This is a genomic window from Chitinophaga sp. RCC_12, assembly GCF_041360695.1.
Taxonomy (GTDB): domain Bacteria; phylum Bacteroidota; class Bacteroidia; order Chitinophagales; family Chitinophagaceae; genus Chitinophaga.
The window spans coordinates 26,524-41,899 of the sequence record NZ_JBFUPS010000004.1; the positions used below are offsets into that span (position 1 = coordinate 26,524).

Sequence of the window (15,376 nt, forward strand, 5' to 3'; positions counted from 1 at the left end):
AGGTAACACTACGCAGTGTATCTGATATTTGGTTTTAGTATGTAAGTATTAGGTTGTTTTACAGAAAGCCGAGTTCCAGTTTAGCTTCTTCACTCATCATTTCTTTTGTCCAGGGTGGATCAAAAGTAAGGTGCACATCCACATCGGAAACGCCTTCTATATTTCTTATCTTTTCATCTACTTCCCGGATAATATCGCCGGCTACGGGGCAGCCGGGAGCGGTAAGGGTCATATCGATACCGATCCTGTTATTTTCCTTGATCTTTACTTTGTATACCAGTCCAAGTTCCCATATGTTCACCGGGATTTCCGGGTCGAATACGGTTTTGAGCTGTGCTTCTATCTGTTCTCTTAATATTGCTTCACTCATTGCTGATTAATTTTAGCCTGGTAGGCGATGGCGTACAGCTTCATTTGTTTGAGCATACTCAGCAACCCGTTGGAGCGGGTGGGGGAGAGATGGCTGCTCAAGCCGATGGCATCGATAAAATAAATGTCTGCTGCGGCAATTTCCTGTGGCGTATGACCGGAAAGTACATAGATCATCAGGCTTACGAGGCCTTTGGTGATAACGGCATCGCTGTCGCCGGTAAAAAACAGTTTCCCGTCTTTCAGCTCTGTATGCAGCCACACGCGTGACTGGCAGCCTTTGATGAGATTGTCCGGCGTTTTAAATTCTTCTGAGATGAGCGGTAATTCCTTACCCAGCTGGATGATATATTCGTATTTATCTTCCCAGCTGCCCATCACCGAAAAATCGGATATTATTTCTTCCTGTATTTCCTGAATCGTCATATTCACCTGTTTACAAAAGCATGGCGGCGGCTCTTTTTATGCCGGCTACCAGTTTGTCTATTTCTTCTTTGGTATTATAGAAAGAAAGGGATGCACGCACGGTACCGGGGATTTTAAAGATATCCATCAGTGGTTCGGTGCAGTGGTGTCCTGTTCTTACGGCGATGCCTTGCTGATCCAGCAGTTCACCCATATCAAACGGGTGGATGTTGTGTACCAGGAAGGAGATGGCACCGCTTCTTTCTGTGGCGTCTCCGATAAAACGAATGCCATCGATCTGGCGTAGTTCCTGCATGGCATATTCCATCAGCTCTTCTTCCCATTGCTGGATTTTGGAGATCCCGGTTTGCTGCAGGTATTCGATAGCCGCGCCCAATGCGATGCCACCGGCAATGTTGGGGGTACCGGCTTCAAATTTATACGGCAGTTCGTTATAGATTGTTTTTTCGAAAGTAACGGTTTTAATCATATCGCCGCCGCCCTGGTAGGGGGGCAGTTTATTGAGCCATTCTTTTTTGCCATAGAGTACGCCGGTGCCGGTAGGGCCATAAATTTTATGGCCGGAGAAAGCCAGGAAATCCACGTCGAGTGCCTGCACATCGATACTGATATGCTGGATCGCCTGGGCGGCATCGAGCAGTACCGGTATATTGCGTGCATGCGCTAACGTTATAATGTCCTGTACCGGGTTTACGGTTCCCATGGTATTGGAAACGTAGGTAACGGCTACTATTTTCACGGAATCATCCAGCATGGCTTTGTATGCGTCCATCTGGAGTTCGCCGCGGTCGTTGATAGGAATTACCTTGAGTGTGGCGCCGGTTTCTTCGCAGGCTATCTGCCAGGGCACTATATTACTATGGTGTTCCATGGCGGAAATGATGACGCTGTCGCCCGGCTGGAGGAAGCGGCGGCTCATGGTATTGGCTACCAGGTTGATGCCGGCGGTGGTACCTGCGGTGAAGATGACTTCATGCGGGTCTGCGGCATTGATATAACCTGCAATGGTGATGCGGGCTTTTTCGTATGCGTTGGTAGCTACCTGGCTCAGGTGATGTACACCCCGGTGCACATTGCTGTTATATTCTTCGTAATAGCGGGCTTCCGTGTCTATTACAACCTGTGGTTTCTGCGTGGTAGCTCCGTTGTCGAAGTATACCAGCGGTTTACCATGTACCTGTTGTTGCAGGATAGGAAAATCCTTTCTGATCTGCTTTACGTCCAGGCCGTCGGTTATGATGTTAGCAATATGTTCCATCGTAAAATTAGTTATTCATGATCTCCGCAATCTGCGTCTGCAGGAAATGTTGCAGGGCAGGCACCTTCACTGCATCTGTGATGTCGTGGGAGAAGGCGTTTACCATCAGTGCTTTTGCCGCATCTTCGCCGATACCGCGTGAGCGGAGGTAGAACATGGACTCTTCACTGAACTGACCGGCAGTAAAACCGTGGCTGCACTTTACGTCGTCGGCATAAATTTCCAGCTGAGGCTGTGAATTGATGTCCGCTTTGGTACCGAGCAGGAGGTTATTGTTCTGCTGGAAAGCATTTGTTTTCTGTGCTTCCTGGTGTACAAGGATCTTGCCGGTAAATACGCCGTTGGCGTTATCGAGCAGTACGCCTTTGTACAGTTCGTTGCTGTTGCAGTCCGGCATGATGTGATCCATAAAGGTATGGTTATCTACATGTTGGTGTTTGCTGGCAATATATAAACCGTTCAGATTAGTTTCGGTATGACTGCCATTCAGGGCCACGCTCAGGTTGTTACGGGTGAACGGGGTGTTTGGCAGGGTGAAATTAAAATGGTGGTAACGGCTGTCTTTGTGTTGCTGTGCAGCAGTGGTATGTACTTCCCGGAAGCTTTCGGCGCCCTGTTGTACATTATAGTGCCACAGTTCTGCATTTTCCAGTACCACGGTTTCCAGTACACTGTTCGCAAAAGCGATGGCAGCGGTTTCCGGGTGAATGGAAGTTTCGATGATGGTGGCGGCAGCGTTTCTGTTCAGGATCCACAGGTGGCGTGGCTGAATGAAGGCATGCGCTGTACAGGAGTAAACGTTTACTACATGTATGGGTTTATCGACCACGGTGTTGGCGGCCAGTTCGATATACAGGCCATCTGCGAAGAGGGCTGTATTGAGCTGTGCCAGTGATTCTGCGGCCAGGTGGTGCTGTTCGTTGAAATAAGTAACAAAGCCTGGTGTGGTGGTATGGGCACTCATGGCTCCAACGGTGATACCTTTGCCTTGCGGCAGGGTAGACTGATCCGCCTGGAGGTGGCCATTTACCAGCACAATGCGGTAGCAGTCCAGTTCAGGAATAGCGGTGCTGTTTACTACTTCTTCCGCAACGGGCGAAGCAGTGGTGAGCAGTTCATAAGGAAATTCTTTCAGGTAGCGCTGAATATTCGTGTAGCGCCATGCTTCCGTTTTCAGCGTAGGTAAGCCTATCGCAGAGAAACGCTCCAGCGCCTTGCGGCGGATGTCCTGCAGCGTATCGGTAGCGAGGGAGGGAGCCTGTGCCGACAGTGCATTTACATCTTCTGTTAACGCCTGGTAAAATGGCAATATCATATCGCTTGTCATAGTTCTTTTTATACAGATTCTTTCAAATGTAATTCCTCTTTCAGCCAGTCGTATCCTCTTTCTTCGAGTTCCAGTGCCAGTTCTTTGGTACCGGTTTTAATGATACGGCCGTTGTATAATACATGCACAAAGTCAGGTATGATATACTCCAGCAGGCGTTGATAGTGAGTAATCACTACGAAAGATTTTTCTGCATCGCGTAATTTGTTTACACCATTTGAAACAATACGCAGTGCATCGATATCCAGTCCGGAATCTGTTTCATCCAATATGGCGAGCTGTGGGTTCAGCATAGCGAGTTGGAAAATTTCGTTACGTTTCTTTTCGCCACCGCTGAATCCTTCGTTCAGGGAACGGTTCATCAGGTTGGAGTGGAAATCGACCAGTTGTTGTTTTTCTTTGGTCAGCTTCAGGAATTCCCTGGCTTCGAGGGCCGGGAGGCCTTTATACGCCCTGATTTCGTTCAGTGCGGTTTTTAGGAAGTTGAGGTTAGAAACACCTGGAATTTCTACGGGGTATTGAAAAGCGAGGAAAACACCTTCGCGGGCGCGTTCTTCCGGAGCCATATCCAGCAGATTTTTGCCGTTGAACCAAACTTCACCTTCGGTGACAGTGTAGTTATCACGTCCCGCCAGAACAGAAGCCAGTGAGCTTTTGCCGGAACCGTTAGGTCCCATGATAGCGTGCATTTCTCCTTTGTTTATTTCGAGATTAATGCCTTTCAGAATTTTTTTCCCTTCTACTTCTGCGTGCAGATTTTTAATCGTCAGCATGATTGTTTTATTTCGTTCTGTATGTATTAATTGGATAATGAGTTATCCAACGCTTCCTTCAAGTGTAATAGATAATAATTTTTGCGCTTCTACTGCAAACTCCATCGGGAGCTGGTTCAGTACTTCCTTCACATAGCCGTTTACGATCAGGGCAACTGCCTTTTCGCTGTCGATGCCACGTTGGTTCAGGTAGAAGATCTGGTCTTCCCCGATTTTCGAAGTGGTGGCTTCGTGTTCGATCATGGCTGTTTTGTTCCTTGATTCGATGTACGGGAAGGTGTGGGAGCCGCATTGGTTACCGATGAGCAGGGAATCGCACTGGGTAAAGTTACGTGCGTTATCGGCACGTGGCCCAACGGATACCAGGCCGCGGTAGCTGTTATCGCCTCTGCCGGCGGAAATACCTTTGGAGATGATGCGGCTTTTGGTGCCTTTACCGATGTGGTGGATCTTGGTACCAGTATCAGCGATCTGTTTGTTACGGACTACTGCCACGGAGTAAAATTCACCTTCGGAGTGATCGCCCTGCAGGATTACGCTGGGATATTTCCAGGTAATAGCGGAGCCGGTTTCTACCTGTGTCCAGGAGATCTTGCTGGCAGCGCCTTTGCAGATCCCTCTTTTGGTAACGAAGTTATAGATACCGCCTTTACCGTCTTTATCACCGGGATACCAGTTTTGTACGGTAGAGTATTTTATTTCAGCCTGTTCGAGTGCTATCAGTTCCACTACTGCGGCGTGCAGTTGATTTTCATCACGCATGGGAGCGGTGCAACCTTCGAGGTAGCTTACATAGCTGTTATCGTCTGCGATGATCAGGGTACGTTCAAATTGTCCGGTGTTCTGTGCATTGATACGGAAGTAAGTGCTCAGTTCCATCGGGCAGCGTACGCCTTTGGGAATGTAAACGAAGGAGCCATCGGAAAATACGGCGGCGTTGAGTGCTGCGAAGATGTTATCCGTATGGGGAACCACGCTGCCCAGGTATTTCTTTACCAGGTCGGGGTGTTCCTGTACTGCTTCACCGAAAGAGCAGAAGATGACGCCCATTTCTTTCAGTTTTCCTTTGAAAGTGGTAGCTACGGAAACGCTGTCGAAAACGGCATCCACGGCTACACCGGTAAGGGCTTTCTGTTCATTCAGGGGAATACCCAGTTTTGCGAAGGTAGCCAGCAGTTCCGGATCTACTTCATCCAGGCTATTGAGCTGTATTTTCTTCTTTGGTGCGGCATAATAGGAAAGTGCCTGCAGATCAAGCTTAGGCATTTCAAAGTGCTGCCATTTCGGGAATTCCATTTTCTTAAACGCGGCAAATCCCTTCAGGCGCCATTCCAGCAGCCATTCAGGCTCATTCTTCTTCGCCGAAATAAAACGGATGATATCTTCATTCAGCCCCGGAGGAGCTATATCCATTTCAATATCGGTGCTAAAGCCAAACTCGTACTCCTTATTGGCTATATCATCAATTATTTCGTTACTGTTGATCATACAAGTTTAATATTTAAACCGCAAAGCTTTCGCCGCAGCTACACGTTCTGGTTGCATTTGGATTATTAAAGTAGAGGCCTTTTCCGTTGAGTCCATCAGAATAGTCCAGTTCTGTACCATACAGGTACAGGAGGCTTTTCATTTGTACTACCACTTTTACGCCTTTATCTTCAAAAATCTGGTCGCCTTCTTCTTCGGTTGCTTCAAATTTCATCACATATTCAAGACCAGAGCAGCCACCACCTTTTACGCCTACCCGTACAAAGGTGCCCGGCGCATGATGTTCTTTTTCCATCAGCGCTTTTATATATTCTCCTGCTTTTTCTGAAACGGTTATCATACTCAGAATTTGTTTTAATTAGCTATTTACCGGTTTCCCGGCCTATCCTTATCTGTTTATCCTTCAATACCAGCCACTACATGCGATTTAGCCGCACACAGTAACTGCACCATCGTATCCAGTTTATTTTTATAGAACTCAGTGAACCCGCGGGTTTCGGGGTCATACAGGTTGTCTTTCAAAATGGGCAGGGAATATGGTAAAACCCAAGCCCTTAGCGCCTTTGCCACTGCATCCATCGCATTTATACCCTGCATGGCCTGGGTGCCGTCCGCCCAGGACAGCAAAGCTACAACCTTTCCTGTTAAATAAGGACGCTGGTTCTTGCTTGTCATCTCGAGCCAGTCCAGGCAATTTTTCATGGCGCCGGTCATGCTGCCATGATATAAAGGAGTCATCCAGATATGCAGGTCTGCCTTACAAAAAGCTTTGCACATGGCATCTACTGCGGGTGGTTTCGTTCCTGCCTCGGCCTGGGAGAAAAAGGGGATCTGGGCGTTACCCAGACTAAAGATCTCCGGGGAAAATCCTTTCTCTTTTAACTGTTCCGTCAGATACACCGCCAGCTGGTTTGCTGTGGCATAAGGACGGTCATCTATCGCACCATTAAATATCAGGACGTTCATTAATATTTAACTTTTAGAGATTTAAATGATTATGAGATTAAATTTTGATGAAGGATCTCATAAACTCACCAAAATCCCAAAATCTTTTTTTTAGCTTTCACAAAAATACCGATATTTGAGAATAAAACAAGTAAGAACTTGGAAAATTATCCAATACGAACCAAGAATGCTGCCGAACGGTTTTTGACGTTGCTCAAGACCCGGGGACCGCTGTCTGCAGCTGAATTGGCCAATGAATTGGGTATTACCGGAGAGGGTGCCAGGCTTCAACTGCTTAAACTGGCAGAAGAAGGATTGGTGCAGTCGGAAAGTGCTTCCAAAGGCGTAGGGCGCCCAGTTTTAATATGGAGTCTTACCCCCCTGGGTAATGCCCGTTTCCCTGACACACATACCGAACTCACCCTTCAGCTGATCCAGACCATTAAAACGGTATTGGGTAAGGAAGCGCTCGATAATGTGGTAAACGCCCGGGAGAAAAGCCAGCTGGAAAAATACAGCAGCGCCCTGGAAGGCGTTAACGGTATTGAAAACCGGCTCACCTCGTTTGCGGCCATCCGCTCCGGCGAAGGCTACCTGGCTGAATGGAAAAAAGAAGGCGATACGTATTACTTTATAGAGAATCACTGTCCCATTTGCTGCGCTGCCACAGAATGCGACAATATCTGTACTTCCGAAATGCGAACGTTTGTGAGCATACTCGGGGAGAAAATGAATGTGTCGCGGATGGAGCACATTATCAACGGCGCCCGCCGTTGTGTGTATAAGATAGAGGCGGAGTAGCGGATTTTGTCTTTCTCGCTGATTACGCTGATTATACTGATTAGTTTGATTTTTACTTTTGGATTTTTTTAAGATTTTAAGATTTTTTATAATAATTAAGGGAGATAAAAGCAAATATATCCGCTTCTATCTCCCTTAATCCTTTATAAAATCCAAAAGTAAAAATCAAACTAATCAGTATAATCAGCGTAATCAGCGAGAAAGACAACCTCCGCGTGAGACTGTTATTTCAGGATGAGCACCAGGGTGCCGGCGATGATGAGGCTGGCGCCGATGGCGGTTTTCAGGGTGAGTGTTTCGTGAAGGAAGATGGCAGAGAGGAGAATGGTGAGCGCTACGCTGAGCTTATCTACGGGGGCCACCTGTGATACTTTGCCGATCTGGAGCGCTTTGAAGTAAAAGATCCAGGAACAGCCGGTTGCGATGCCGGATAAGATGAGAAAGAGCAGTGCGTGTTTGGACAGGGCGCCAATGCCTTTATATTCCCCCCTTGCAAACACAATGGCCCAGGCCAATACCAATATAACCAGGGTCCTGATGGCGGTAGCCAGGTTGGAAGGGATGTCCGCTACCCCGATTTTGGCAAGGATAGCGGTTAAGGCCGCGAAGAAAGCGGATAGTAATGCATAAAACCACCACATAATTTTCCTTTTACGGTTTGTAAATTATCCCGGAAAACTGAAGGAATGTTGTAGCCGGAATCAGATCTTTCTCCCTAAAATTTTTAAACTTCTTTCCACTCCGTCCAGCACCGCAATTTCCGGCAGGTGCGCCCATTCTTCAAAGCCCATATTCAGAAACAGTTTCAGACTAGGTTCGTTGTGCGCGAAAATGAAGCCCAGCAACGTTTGTATACCAAATTCCGGCGCTACGGTAATGGCATGTTGCAGTATTTTTTTGCCTAATCCCTTGCCACGCACCGTTTCATCGAGGTAGATGCTTACTTCCACGGTGCCGTCGTAGGCCGGCCGGCCGTAAAAAGACTGAAAGCTCATCCATCCCACATTACTGCCGTTGTCGTCTATCATCCACAGGGGACGGAGGGTATTGTTGTGCGCATGAAACCAGGGCAGCCGGCTTTCAACAGTAACAGGAGAGGTGTCGGCAGTCACCATTCTGCTGGCGATAGTGGTGTTATAAATTTCAACGATCCTTGGCAGGTCGGCTTCTGTAGCATGCCGGAATTGTAAGCTCATGATATAATATTAGAAAATAGATTCGCGTGTATGTTCGTGTCTCAGAAGACTGTAGAGTTCCGCATTTACGAATTTTCCTTTTTCAAAAAAAGCATCTCTTAAAAAACCTTCGTAGCGGAATCCCAGCCGGCTTAACAGTTTGGACGACGCCTGGTTTTCCGGGTCCACAAAGGCTTCAATGCGGTTGAACTGCAATTCTTCATAGCCATAACTGAGCATGGCGCTTATCGCTTCTTTCATAATGCCTTTGCCCCAGTAGATGGGTTTCAGGTCGTAGCCGATTTCCGCTTTGAAATGTGTTTTGTTGATTTTGTGATACCCGCAGGTGCCTATCAGTTCATCCTTTCCGGCCAGTGTGATGGCCCATCGCATGCCTTCTTCCTTTTCCAGGCTTTGACGGAAAAACTGTATAATATGTGTGGCTTCACTGATATTGGAAAATGAATCAATGTCCATATATTTTGTGACGGCATCATCCGAAAAATGCCTGAACAGGGCGGCGGTATCTTTTTCGTCTATTGGTCTCAGTACCAGGTTGCCGGTATTTAAAACGGGTAAATGCATGATACGGTTGCCGGTTTAGGTTGGGGCAAAGCTAACAGATATTGCGAAAATGTCCATAGGAACCTTGATTTTAATCCCGCTTTAATGCCTGCCCGGATAAACAGTCCTACTTTTGCAGGGGTTATTGCTTATAATTTTTTGATATGAACATACTGGTTATAGAAGATGAAGTAAAAGTGGGGGCTTTCATCAAACGAGGGCTGGAAGAGCATCACCACCATGTGGATGTGCATACGGATGGCATTACCGGTCAGCAGGCGGCGCTGGAACACGACTATGATCTCATTTTACTGGACCTGATGTTGCCGGGTATAAACGGAACGGCTATATGTAAAAAACTGCGTGCGCTGGAAATCAGTGTCCCTGTATTAATGCTTACCGCGTTAAATGCCACGGAGGATATTGTAGAAGGACTCAATGCAGGTGCAGATGATTATCTCGCCAAGCCTTTTCATTTTTCAGAGCTGATGGCGCGTATCAATGCGTTGTCGAGACGGAAAAGCCACTTCCACGAGGAGCCTGCGGTGCTTAGGTTTGCGGATCTTCAACTGGATACCCATTCCAAAACTGCCAGCCGGGAGGGGCAGGAAATTGTGCTTACGGCGAAAGAGTATGCGTTGCTGGAGCTGCTGCTCCGTAATACCGGAAGGGTGCTGTCCCGGGCGCTTATTTCAGAAGCCGTGTGGGGACTCGAGTTCGACACGGGCACCAATACCATTGATGTATATGTTAATTATCTCCGGAATAAAATTGAAAAAGGCTTTACCGGTGAAAAGCTGATCCATACCGTAGTGGGGATGGGTTATGTGATGAAACAGAAATAAGCTTATGAAGATCCGGCACCGGCTATCACTGCAGTTTACTTTGATTTCAGGTATTATCCTTACGGTTGTTTTCGTACTGATATACCTGTTATCTGCCCAATACATCCGGAACAGTTTTTATAAGCTGTTGCAGATGCGTGCGTTGGTAACTGCGCAGGTGTACCTGGAAAAGGACGAGCTGACGAAGAAGAAATTTCTTGAAATAGAAAAGAGCTACCGGGAACGGATACCCGATGAATCCAGTAATATTTACGATCAGCACAACCAGGCGGTGTTCATTGAAAAAACGAGGTATAACTGGCCGGTGTCGCTGCTGGAAACCATCCGTCACCAGGAAGTGTACCGTTTCGTTTTCCGGGAAGAGTCGGGCCTGGGGATTTATTATCCCGATAACCAGGGCGATTTTGTGGTGATAGTAACCGCGCGTAATACGGCGGGCATCCAGCAACTGCAATATCTTTTATGGATACTGGTCGTGATGTTTTTTGTTGCCCTGCTGATCACCTTCCTGATGGGACAGTGGTATGCCAGCCGGGCGCTCGAACCTATTAAAAGCATCAACCGGCAGGTGCAAAAGATCCGCTCCAACAACCTGCACCTGCGCGTGCAGCAGGGATTGAATAAAGATGAAATAGATGAACTGGCTGCTAATTTCAATGGCCTGTTGCAACACCTGGAACAGGCTTTTGATATGCAGCGTTCTTTTGCATCCAATGCCTCCCACGAGTTGCGTACGCCATTAACTACTATTATCGGGGAGATAGAAGTAACGCTTCAGAACAACCGTAGCCGGGAAGAATATATACAAACGCTGGGTACGTTGCTCGGTGAATCGGAGAAACTGAAGATCATTACGGATGGACTGTTGCAGCTTACACGGGTAGATGCCAATCTTACCGAAGCCAACAGTGAGCTGATCCGGATGGACGAGTTATTGTGGGACCTGGCGGAATACTGGCGTCATAAATCGCCGCCGGTGCAGTTGCACGTACAACTCAGCGGTCTGCCAGACGATGCTGCTTTGCTTTGCATCCGTGGTAACCGTTCGCTAATGGCATTGGCGTTGCAAAACATCCTCCGTAATGCATTTAAATTTTCGTATAACCGTGACGTTAGTTGCCGGCTTTCCTATAGCGACAGTGGTATCAGCCTGTCTGTAAGCGACCGTGGTATTGGTATTGCGGCAGCTGATACCGAAAAGATCTTTATGCCGCTGTACCGGGCAGATAATGCGCATTCCTTCGAGGGGTATGGCATTGGCTTATCCATGACGCAAAAGATTCTGTACCTGCATAAGGCCTCCATCACGGTGAGCAGCGTGTTAGGGCAGGGAACCACCTTTAATATTTTCCTTCCTCCGGCCGGTAAATGGCTGTAAGGTTTGTTAGTCCGGACCGCTGCGGCAACGACGATATTTATGGTTTAGTCTTTCTTCACCACTTTCACCTTCTTTACTTTCGGTTTGGATTCATCGCCAAGCAAAATAGCCCAGGGGGTCATCTCTTCGATATTCTGACAAATAATTTTAATAATAGCGATGGTCGGAATGGCAAGGAACATGCCGGGGATGCCCCATAACATATTGCCCAGTACCACCCCAATGATGGTGATCAATGCGTTGATCTTTACCTTGGAACCCACAATGCTGGGGAAAAGCACGTTACTGTCGAGTACATGAATGAGGAACAGGGCAATGCCTGCCTGCAATGCCTGTATAGGCGTACCCGTAGCCAGTGTTACCAGGATGATAAGGATGGCGGCCGTTAAGATCCCTACATAAGGAATGATATTAAAGATAGCGGCCATTACACCCAGCAGGATAGCGTATTTAATACCAAGAATAAAGAACAGTGCGGTATTGAGAACGGCTACTATCACCATTTCTATCATCAGGCCGCCTACATAGCTTTTAATAATGGTGCGGGTGCTGGCGATGACGGTGAGTAATTTTTCGCGGTGTTGTTCCTGGAAGATCTTGATCAGGAAAGATACCAGTAACCTGCGGTAGAAGAGGATAAAGAAAGCATACAGGAATACAAATACAACGAATACCAGCAGGGAGGAAAGCGACAGGAATGTTTGACTGATGAAGCTGGTGGCGGTTCCAAGGGTACCCATCATCGCTTTTTCCACGTAGCTCATTTGTGTGCTGGAGTTGATATGAAACCTGGTATTGATCCAATCCTGGGTGGAGTCTATCACCAGGGTAAGCTTTTGTTCCAGTTGCGGGAAATCGGAGATGAAGGCTTCCATTTGTTTGGCGAGTAGGAGCATGACCAACAGGATGGCGATGATAAACAGCAATACCGCTATGATGGCTGCCATCCCCCGGGGCAGGCGCCATTTTTCCAGCTGATGAACAACGGGCAGCAGCATGATGGCAATGAGCATGGCAAACATCAACGGAACGATGATACCACTGCCAACATGAGCTATATAGATGATAAGGATAATCGAAAACAGGGTAAAAGTGAGACGGGCAGTAAACGGTAGTTTGATCTCGTTCATAGAGGTAGTGCTTTTATCAAAGATATTAAAAATCAAAGTGTATAACATTAGAATGCTGATTATACATTTGTTACGGTGAAAAGGTTGCAGTTGCGCACCGCTTTTATTATTTTACGGACATGCCCGTAAAAATTGAAGCGTTATGAAAAAACTGTTTGCCCTTTTGCTGCTCGTTTGCGGCAGTGGATCCCTTTCCTTTGCAAAACCCCTGCCGGCTGACACCTTACCTGTCCGCGGTTTTTGTATAGCGGCGCCCAGGGCGGAAGGACTGGCACCGTTCCTGAAATTTATCGATACAGAACTGGCGCCGCGGCACATCAATACCCTGGTGCTGCGGGTTGATTTTAATTACCAGTTTAAGTCGCACCCGGAACTGCGTGATGCCGGCGGGTTAACCGAACAGCAGGTAAAGCAGTTGGTGCAAGCCTGCCGTAAGCATAATATCCGGCTGATTCCGCAGATCAACCTGCTGGGACACCAGTCGTGGGCGGGTACAACTACCAACCTGCTGAAGGTGTACCCTGATTTTGATGAAACGCCGTGGGTAAAGATGCCGGCGAAATATGTATGGCCAAATGCAGATGGGTTGTATTGCAAAAGCTATTGCCCGTTGCATCCGGAGGTACATAAAATTGTGTTTGAGTTGGTGGATGAGATCTGTGATGTATTTGAGAGCACCGCTTTTCATGCCGGCATGGATGAAGTATTTTATATTGGCGAGGATAAATGTCCGCGTTGCGGCGGCCGGGACAAGGCCGAATTATTTGCCGGGGAGGTATGGACGATCCGGAATCACCTGGCGCAGCAGGGGCGTGAGCTGTGGATGTGGGGCGACCGGTTGCTGGATGGTAAGCTGACGGGGTTAGGCGCCTGGGAGGCGAGTATGAACAATACGCATCGGGCGGTGGACCTGGTTCCGAAGGATGTGGTGATTTGCGACTGGCACTACGAGCGTCCGGATAAAACGCCGGTATACCTGGCGATGAAGGGATTGTCGGTGATTACGTGTCCGTGGAGGATGCCGGCCAATGCGAAGCTGCAGCTGAAGGATATGTATGATTACCGGGCAAGTGCTACCAAAGAAATGAAACCCCGCTTCCAGGGAATGATGCAAACGGTTTGGTCGGATGCCGCCGGCTTCCTGGATGAGTTTTATGGAACGGGCAAGCCGCAGAAAGATACCGTGAATACGAGCGCCAATTGTTTCCGGGCTGTATTTACCAAATAAATTAAAAGAGAACGGAATGACCAATGATGTCATTCCGTTCTCTTTTTAATAATGTTTTTTGAGCAGCGGAATAAATATTTCAGAGTATTGAGGGCCGTCGAGCGAGATGAAGAAGTGGTTCCCGCTCATTTTGAAGATTCCTTCCTTACAGTTCATGCTGATAAAATTATACATCGGCATACCTGCTGTGGCGAAGTCCATTGGCACCGGCAGTTTGAGGTAGTTGCCACCTGCTATCCGTTTTGTGGCGAGATAGGAGTGGTTTTTCGTGAGCTGGATATGCGCGTTTATTGCAGCCGTTGGAATCAACAGGCCGGCGAACATCGACAGCTTTTCATAGTTGGTTACCGGTACGGCGTCGAGGGTACCTGTAATGATCCTGCTTTGTGGCAGATCGTATAATGTCTGCATCTTTTTAAACAGACTATGATAGGTGTTCATGCGGGCGATCATTTCAGCGATCGGGTCCTGGCCCCGTGAAATGAAGGAGTAGTACAGGATGCTGTCCGGCATTCTGATTTTCTCACAGCGATCATAATTGAACAATTCCTGGAATGCTTCACTACCTACAGCTGCGGTGATGGTTTTAGTGATCTGCAGGGTCCTGTTTTCATTGGGCAGGATGATGATGCGACGGAAATCTTTGGGACTTTCTTTAAAGTGTAGTTTAAAGGCTTTGCTGAAAGCAGCGGTGGTGGCGTATCCGCAATACTCGCTTATTTCACCGATGTTATAGCCACTGTGCCGGAGCAGGCCTGCACCGAGTTCCAGGCGGTGTCTTTTAACATAGTGCCAGAATGGTTCTCCCATGTAATTCACAAAGTTGTGATAGAAGTAGGAGTAGGAGATGCCGAGGCGTTCTGCCACATCTCTGATATTAAAGGGATCACTTACGTGATCATCTGCATAAGATAACCCTTGTAAAGCAAAATTTTCAAGTTGTTCTTTGGTCAAAAGGGCGGCCATAAAATATGAGGGATTTTAGTTGATTTTCATTGGATCCGGTACATGCTGATTTACATCCTGGATAAGCAGATCGCTACGTGAACATTATCTCTAATTTAATTTTTTTATGATTACCGGAGAAGTAAATTTCAGGATCATTTTATTAAGTTGATTTTCAATATGATATATTTTGTATTTAGCATATAAATTTATAATATGTAGAAAAATTGTTGCCTGGAAGGAGATTCCGGAGGAGAAAAAAAACAGAAAAAGCTAAAATGGACAAACCGTTAATTACGGGAATGAATATCTTTAACAGTCGTGTCATGTTTGGATCATCAGTCGGGCATTCCCACAGTTTTATAGCCATTAAATGATTTTGTCCTATCAATCCTGTTATGGAGTTGCGGCCTTCGCAACACCATTTGCCGATGGTTTAGCATATTTGATTGATTTGATTGTATAACCTTTTATGTTATGGTAGCCGTCATCATTGTTTTAGCGTTATTGTTGCTGCTGGGTTGGGCCATCCTGTATCACCATTTCAGGGCCCTGCGGGTAGCTAATATTAACCTGGTAAAACAGGCGCAGAAAGAGGCTTCGTTGCAGTTCCAGCTGCGTGAAGCCAGGGAAAAATACAATAAGCTGGAAGAGAAGCTCAGAAAGGTACAATATGAGCTGCATAATGGAAAACAAAAAGAGAGTCAGCGCTGAAAAATAACAT

At 47.1% G+C, this 15,376-nt stretch carries 18 protein-coding genes; 5 read left to right on the forward strand and 13 right to left on the reverse strand.

What is annotated here, in order from left to right; translation table 11 throughout:
- Positions 1-58: 58 nt before the first annotated feature.
- Genes AB6805_RS13315 through AB6805_RS13350 form a run of 8 tightly spaced genes read right to left on the reverse strand, consistent with a single transcriptional unit; the run spans position 59 to position 6,607 of the window.
- Positions 59-370 (reverse strand): DUF59 domain-containing protein, encoded by a 312-nt coding sequence (locus AB6805_RS13315; protein WP_370909912.1) that lies wholly within the window; start codon positions 368-370, stop codon positions 59-61.
- Positions 367-795, reverse strand: a complete 429-nt coding sequence (locus tag AB6805_RS13320) for a SufE family protein (RefSeq protein ID WP_370909913.1) — start codon at positions 793-795, stop codon at positions 367-369. The genes AB6805_RS13315 and AB6805_RS13320 overlap by 4 nt, the downstream gene beginning before the upstream one ends.
- Before the next feature lie 10 nt (positions 796-805).
- Positions 806-2,053, reverse strand: coding sequence for an aminotransferase class V-fold PLP-dependent enzyme (locus AB6805_RS13325; protein WP_370909914.1), 1,248 nt, complete (start codon positions 2,051-2,053; stop codon positions 806-808).
- Positions 2,054-2,060: 7 nt separating this feature from the next.
- Positions 2,061-3,380, reverse strand: coding sequence for a Fe-S cluster assembly protein SufD (sufD, locus tag AB6805_RS13330; protein WP_370909915.1), 1,320 nt, complete (start codon positions 3,378-3,380; stop codon positions 2,061-2,063).
- 8 nt (positions 3,381-3,388) lie between these two features.
- On the reverse strand, positions 3,389-4,153 hold the full coding sequence (gene sufC, locus AB6805_RS13335; RefSeq protein WP_370909916.1) for a Fe-S cluster assembly ATPase SufC: 765 nt from the start codon (positions 4,151-4,153) through the stop codon (positions 3,389-3,391).
- 42 nt (positions 4,154-4,195) lie between these two features.
- Positions 4,196-5,641 (reverse strand): Fe-S cluster assembly protein SufB, encoded by a 1,446-nt coding sequence (gene sufB / locus AB6805_RS13340; protein WP_370909917.1) that lies wholly within the window; start codon positions 5,639-5,641, stop codon positions 4,196-4,198.
- Between the two features lie 13 nt (positions 5,642-5,654).
- Positions 5,655-5,981, reverse strand: a complete 327-nt coding sequence (locus AB6805_RS13345; protein WP_370909918.1) for a HesB/IscA family protein — start codon at positions 5,979-5,981, stop codon at positions 5,655-5,657.
- 56 nt (positions 5,982-6,037) lie between these two features.
- On the reverse strand, positions 6,038-6,607 hold the full coding sequence (locus tag AB6805_RS13350) for an NADPH-dependent FMN reductase (protein ID WP_079467720.1): 570 nt from the start codon (positions 6,605-6,607) through the stop codon (positions 6,038-6,040).
- 138 nt (positions 6,608-6,745) lie between these two features.
- Here AB6805_RS13350 and AB6805_RS13355 point away from each other — a divergent pair, with 138 nt between their 5' ends.
- Positions 6,746-7,387 carry a helix-turn-helix transcriptional regulator gene (locus tag AB6805_RS13355; RefSeq protein ID WP_370909919.1) on the forward strand — a complete coding sequence of 214 codons (642 nt, stop codon included), beginning with the start codon at positions 6,746-6,748 and terminating at the stop codon, positions 7,385-7,387.
- Positions 7,388-7,611: 224 nt separating this feature from the next.
- Here AB6805_RS13355 and AB6805_RS13360 read toward each other — a convergent pair whose 3' ends face one another.
- The 3 genes from AB6805_RS13360 to AB6805_RS13370 are packed head-to-tail and all read right to left on the reverse strand — an operon-like array spanning position 7,612 to position 9,147.
- Positions 7,612-8,028 carry an EamA family transporter gene (locus tag AB6805_RS13360; protein WP_370909920.1) on the reverse strand — a complete coding sequence of 139 codons (417 nt, stop codon included), beginning with the start codon at positions 8,026-8,028 and terminating at the stop codon, positions 7,612-7,614.
- Between the two features lie 60 nt (positions 8,029-8,088).
- Positions 8,089-8,583, reverse strand: coding sequence for an N-acetyltransferase family protein (locus tag AB6805_RS13365; protein WP_370909921.1), 495 nt, complete (start codon positions 8,581-8,583; stop codon positions 8,089-8,091).
- Positions 8,584-8,592: 9 nt separating this feature from the next.
- A complete protein-coding gene (locus tag AB6805_RS13370; protein ID WP_370909922.1) occupies positions 8,593-9,147 on the reverse strand; it encodes a GNAT family N-acetyltransferase in 555 nt (184 codons plus the stop codon).
- A 143-nt stretch (positions 9,148-9,290) separates the two neighbouring features.
- Between AB6805_RS13370 and AB6805_RS13375 the strand changes: the two genes are divergently transcribed.
- Both AB6805_RS13375 and AB6805_RS13380 read left to right on the forward strand, forming a co-directional pair.
- Positions 9,291-9,971 carry a response regulator transcription factor gene (locus AB6805_RS13375; RefSeq protein WP_370909923.1) on the forward strand — a complete coding sequence of 227 codons (681 nt, stop codon included), beginning with the start codon at positions 9,291-9,293 and terminating at the stop codon, positions 9,969-9,971.
- 4 nt (positions 9,972-9,975) lie between these two features.
- A complete protein-coding gene (locus AB6805_RS13380) occupies positions 9,976-11,349 on the forward strand; it encodes an ATP-binding protein (RefSeq protein ID WP_370909924.1) in 1,374 nt (457 codons plus the stop codon).
- Positions 11,350-11,393: 44 nt separating this feature from the next.
- Here the strand turns inward: AB6805_RS13380 and AB6805_RS13385 are convergent, their stop codons facing one another.
- On the reverse strand, positions 11,394-12,479 hold the full coding sequence (locus AB6805_RS13385; RefSeq protein WP_370909925.1) for an AI-2E family transporter: 1,086 nt from the start codon (positions 12,477-12,479) through the stop codon (positions 11,394-11,396).
- 142 nt (positions 12,480-12,621) lie between these two features.
- Between AB6805_RS13385 and AB6805_RS13390 the strand changes: the two genes are divergently transcribed.
- Positions 12,622-13,707, forward strand: a complete 1,086-nt coding sequence (locus AB6805_RS13390) for a family 20 glycosylhydrolase (RefSeq protein ID WP_370909926.1) — start codon at positions 12,622-12,624, stop codon at positions 13,705-13,707.
- 45 nt (positions 13,708-13,752) lie between these two features.
- Here AB6805_RS13390 and AB6805_RS13395 read toward each other — a convergent pair whose 3' ends face one another.
- Positions 13,753-14,673, reverse strand: a complete 921-nt coding sequence (locus AB6805_RS13395; RefSeq protein WP_370909927.1) for a helix-turn-helix transcriptional regulator — start codon at positions 14,671-14,673, stop codon at positions 13,753-13,755.
- 456 nt (positions 14,674-15,129) lie between these two features.
- Between AB6805_RS13395 and AB6805_RS13400 the strand changes: the two genes are divergently transcribed.
- Complete coding sequence (locus AB6805_RS13400; RefSeq protein WP_370909928.1) at positions 15,130-15,366, forward strand: hypothetical protein; 237 nt, start codon at positions 15,130-15,132, stop codon at positions 15,364-15,366.
- Positions 15,367-15,376: the final 10 nt, after the last annotated feature.

Coding starts and splice junctions, on each gene's coding strand:
- sufB (WP_370909917.1), bottom strand. CDS start 5,641: ATGATCAACAGTAACGAAATAATTGATGATATAGCCAATAAGGAGTAC.
- AB6805_RS13320 (WP_370909913.1), bottom strand. CDS start 795: ATGACGATTCAGGAAATACAGGAAGAAATAATATCCGATTTTTCGGTG.
- sufD (WP_370909915.1), bottom strand. CDS start 3,380: ATGACAAGCGATATGATATTGCCATTTTACCAGGCGTTAACAGAAGAT.
- AB6805_RS13370 (WP_370909922.1), bottom strand. CDS start 9,147: ATGCATTTACCCGTTTTAAATACCGGCAACCTGGTACTGAGACCAATA.
- AB6805_RS13395 (WP_370909927.1), bottom strand. CDS start 14,673: ATGGCCGCCCTTTTGACCAAAGAACAACTTGAAAATTTTGCTTTACAA.
- AB6805_RS13375 (WP_370909923.1), top strand. CDS start 9,291: ATGAACATACTGGTTATAGAAGATGAAGTAAAAGTGGGGGCTTTCATC.
- AB6805_RS13350 (WP_079467720.1), bottom strand. CDS start 6,607: ATGAACGTCCTGATATTTAATGGTGCGATAGATGACCGTCCTTATGCC.
- AB6805_RS13325 (WP_370909914.1), bottom strand. CDS start 2,053: ATGGAACATATTGCTAACATCATAACCGACGGCCTGGACGTAAAGCAG.
- AB6805_RS13385 (WP_370909925.1), bottom strand. CDS start 12,479: ATGAACGAGATCAAACTACCGTTTACTGCCCGTCTCACTTTTACCCTG.
- sufC (WP_370909916.1), bottom strand. CDS start 4,153: ATGCTGACGATTAAAAATCTGCACGCAGAAGTAGAAGGGAAAAAAATT.
- AB6805_RS13345 (WP_370909918.1), bottom strand. CDS start 5,981: ATGATAACCGTTTCAGAAAAAGCAGGAGAATATATAAAAGCGCTGATG.
- AB6805_RS13400 (WP_370909928.1), top strand. CDS start 15,130: ATGGTAGCCGTCATCATTGTTTTAGCGTTATTGTTGCTGCTGGGTTGG.
- AB6805_RS13380 (WP_370909924.1), top strand. CDS start 9,976: ATGAAGATCCGGCACCGGCTATCACTGCAGTTTACTTTGATTTCAGGT.
- AB6805_RS13360 (WP_370909920.1), bottom strand. CDS start 8,028: ATGTGGTGGTTTTATGCATTACTATCCGCTTTCTTCGCGGCCTTAACC.
- AB6805_RS13365 (WP_370909921.1), bottom strand. CDS start 8,583: ATGAGCTTACAATTCCGGCATGCTACAGAAGCCGACCTGCCAAGGATC.
- AB6805_RS13315 (WP_370909912.1), bottom strand. CDS start 370: ATGAGTGAAGCAATATTAAGAGAACAGATAGAAGCACAGCTCAAAACC.
- AB6805_RS13390 (WP_370909926.1), top strand. CDS start 12,622: ATGAAAAAACTGTTTGCCCTTTTGCTGCTCGTTTGCGGCAGTGGATCC.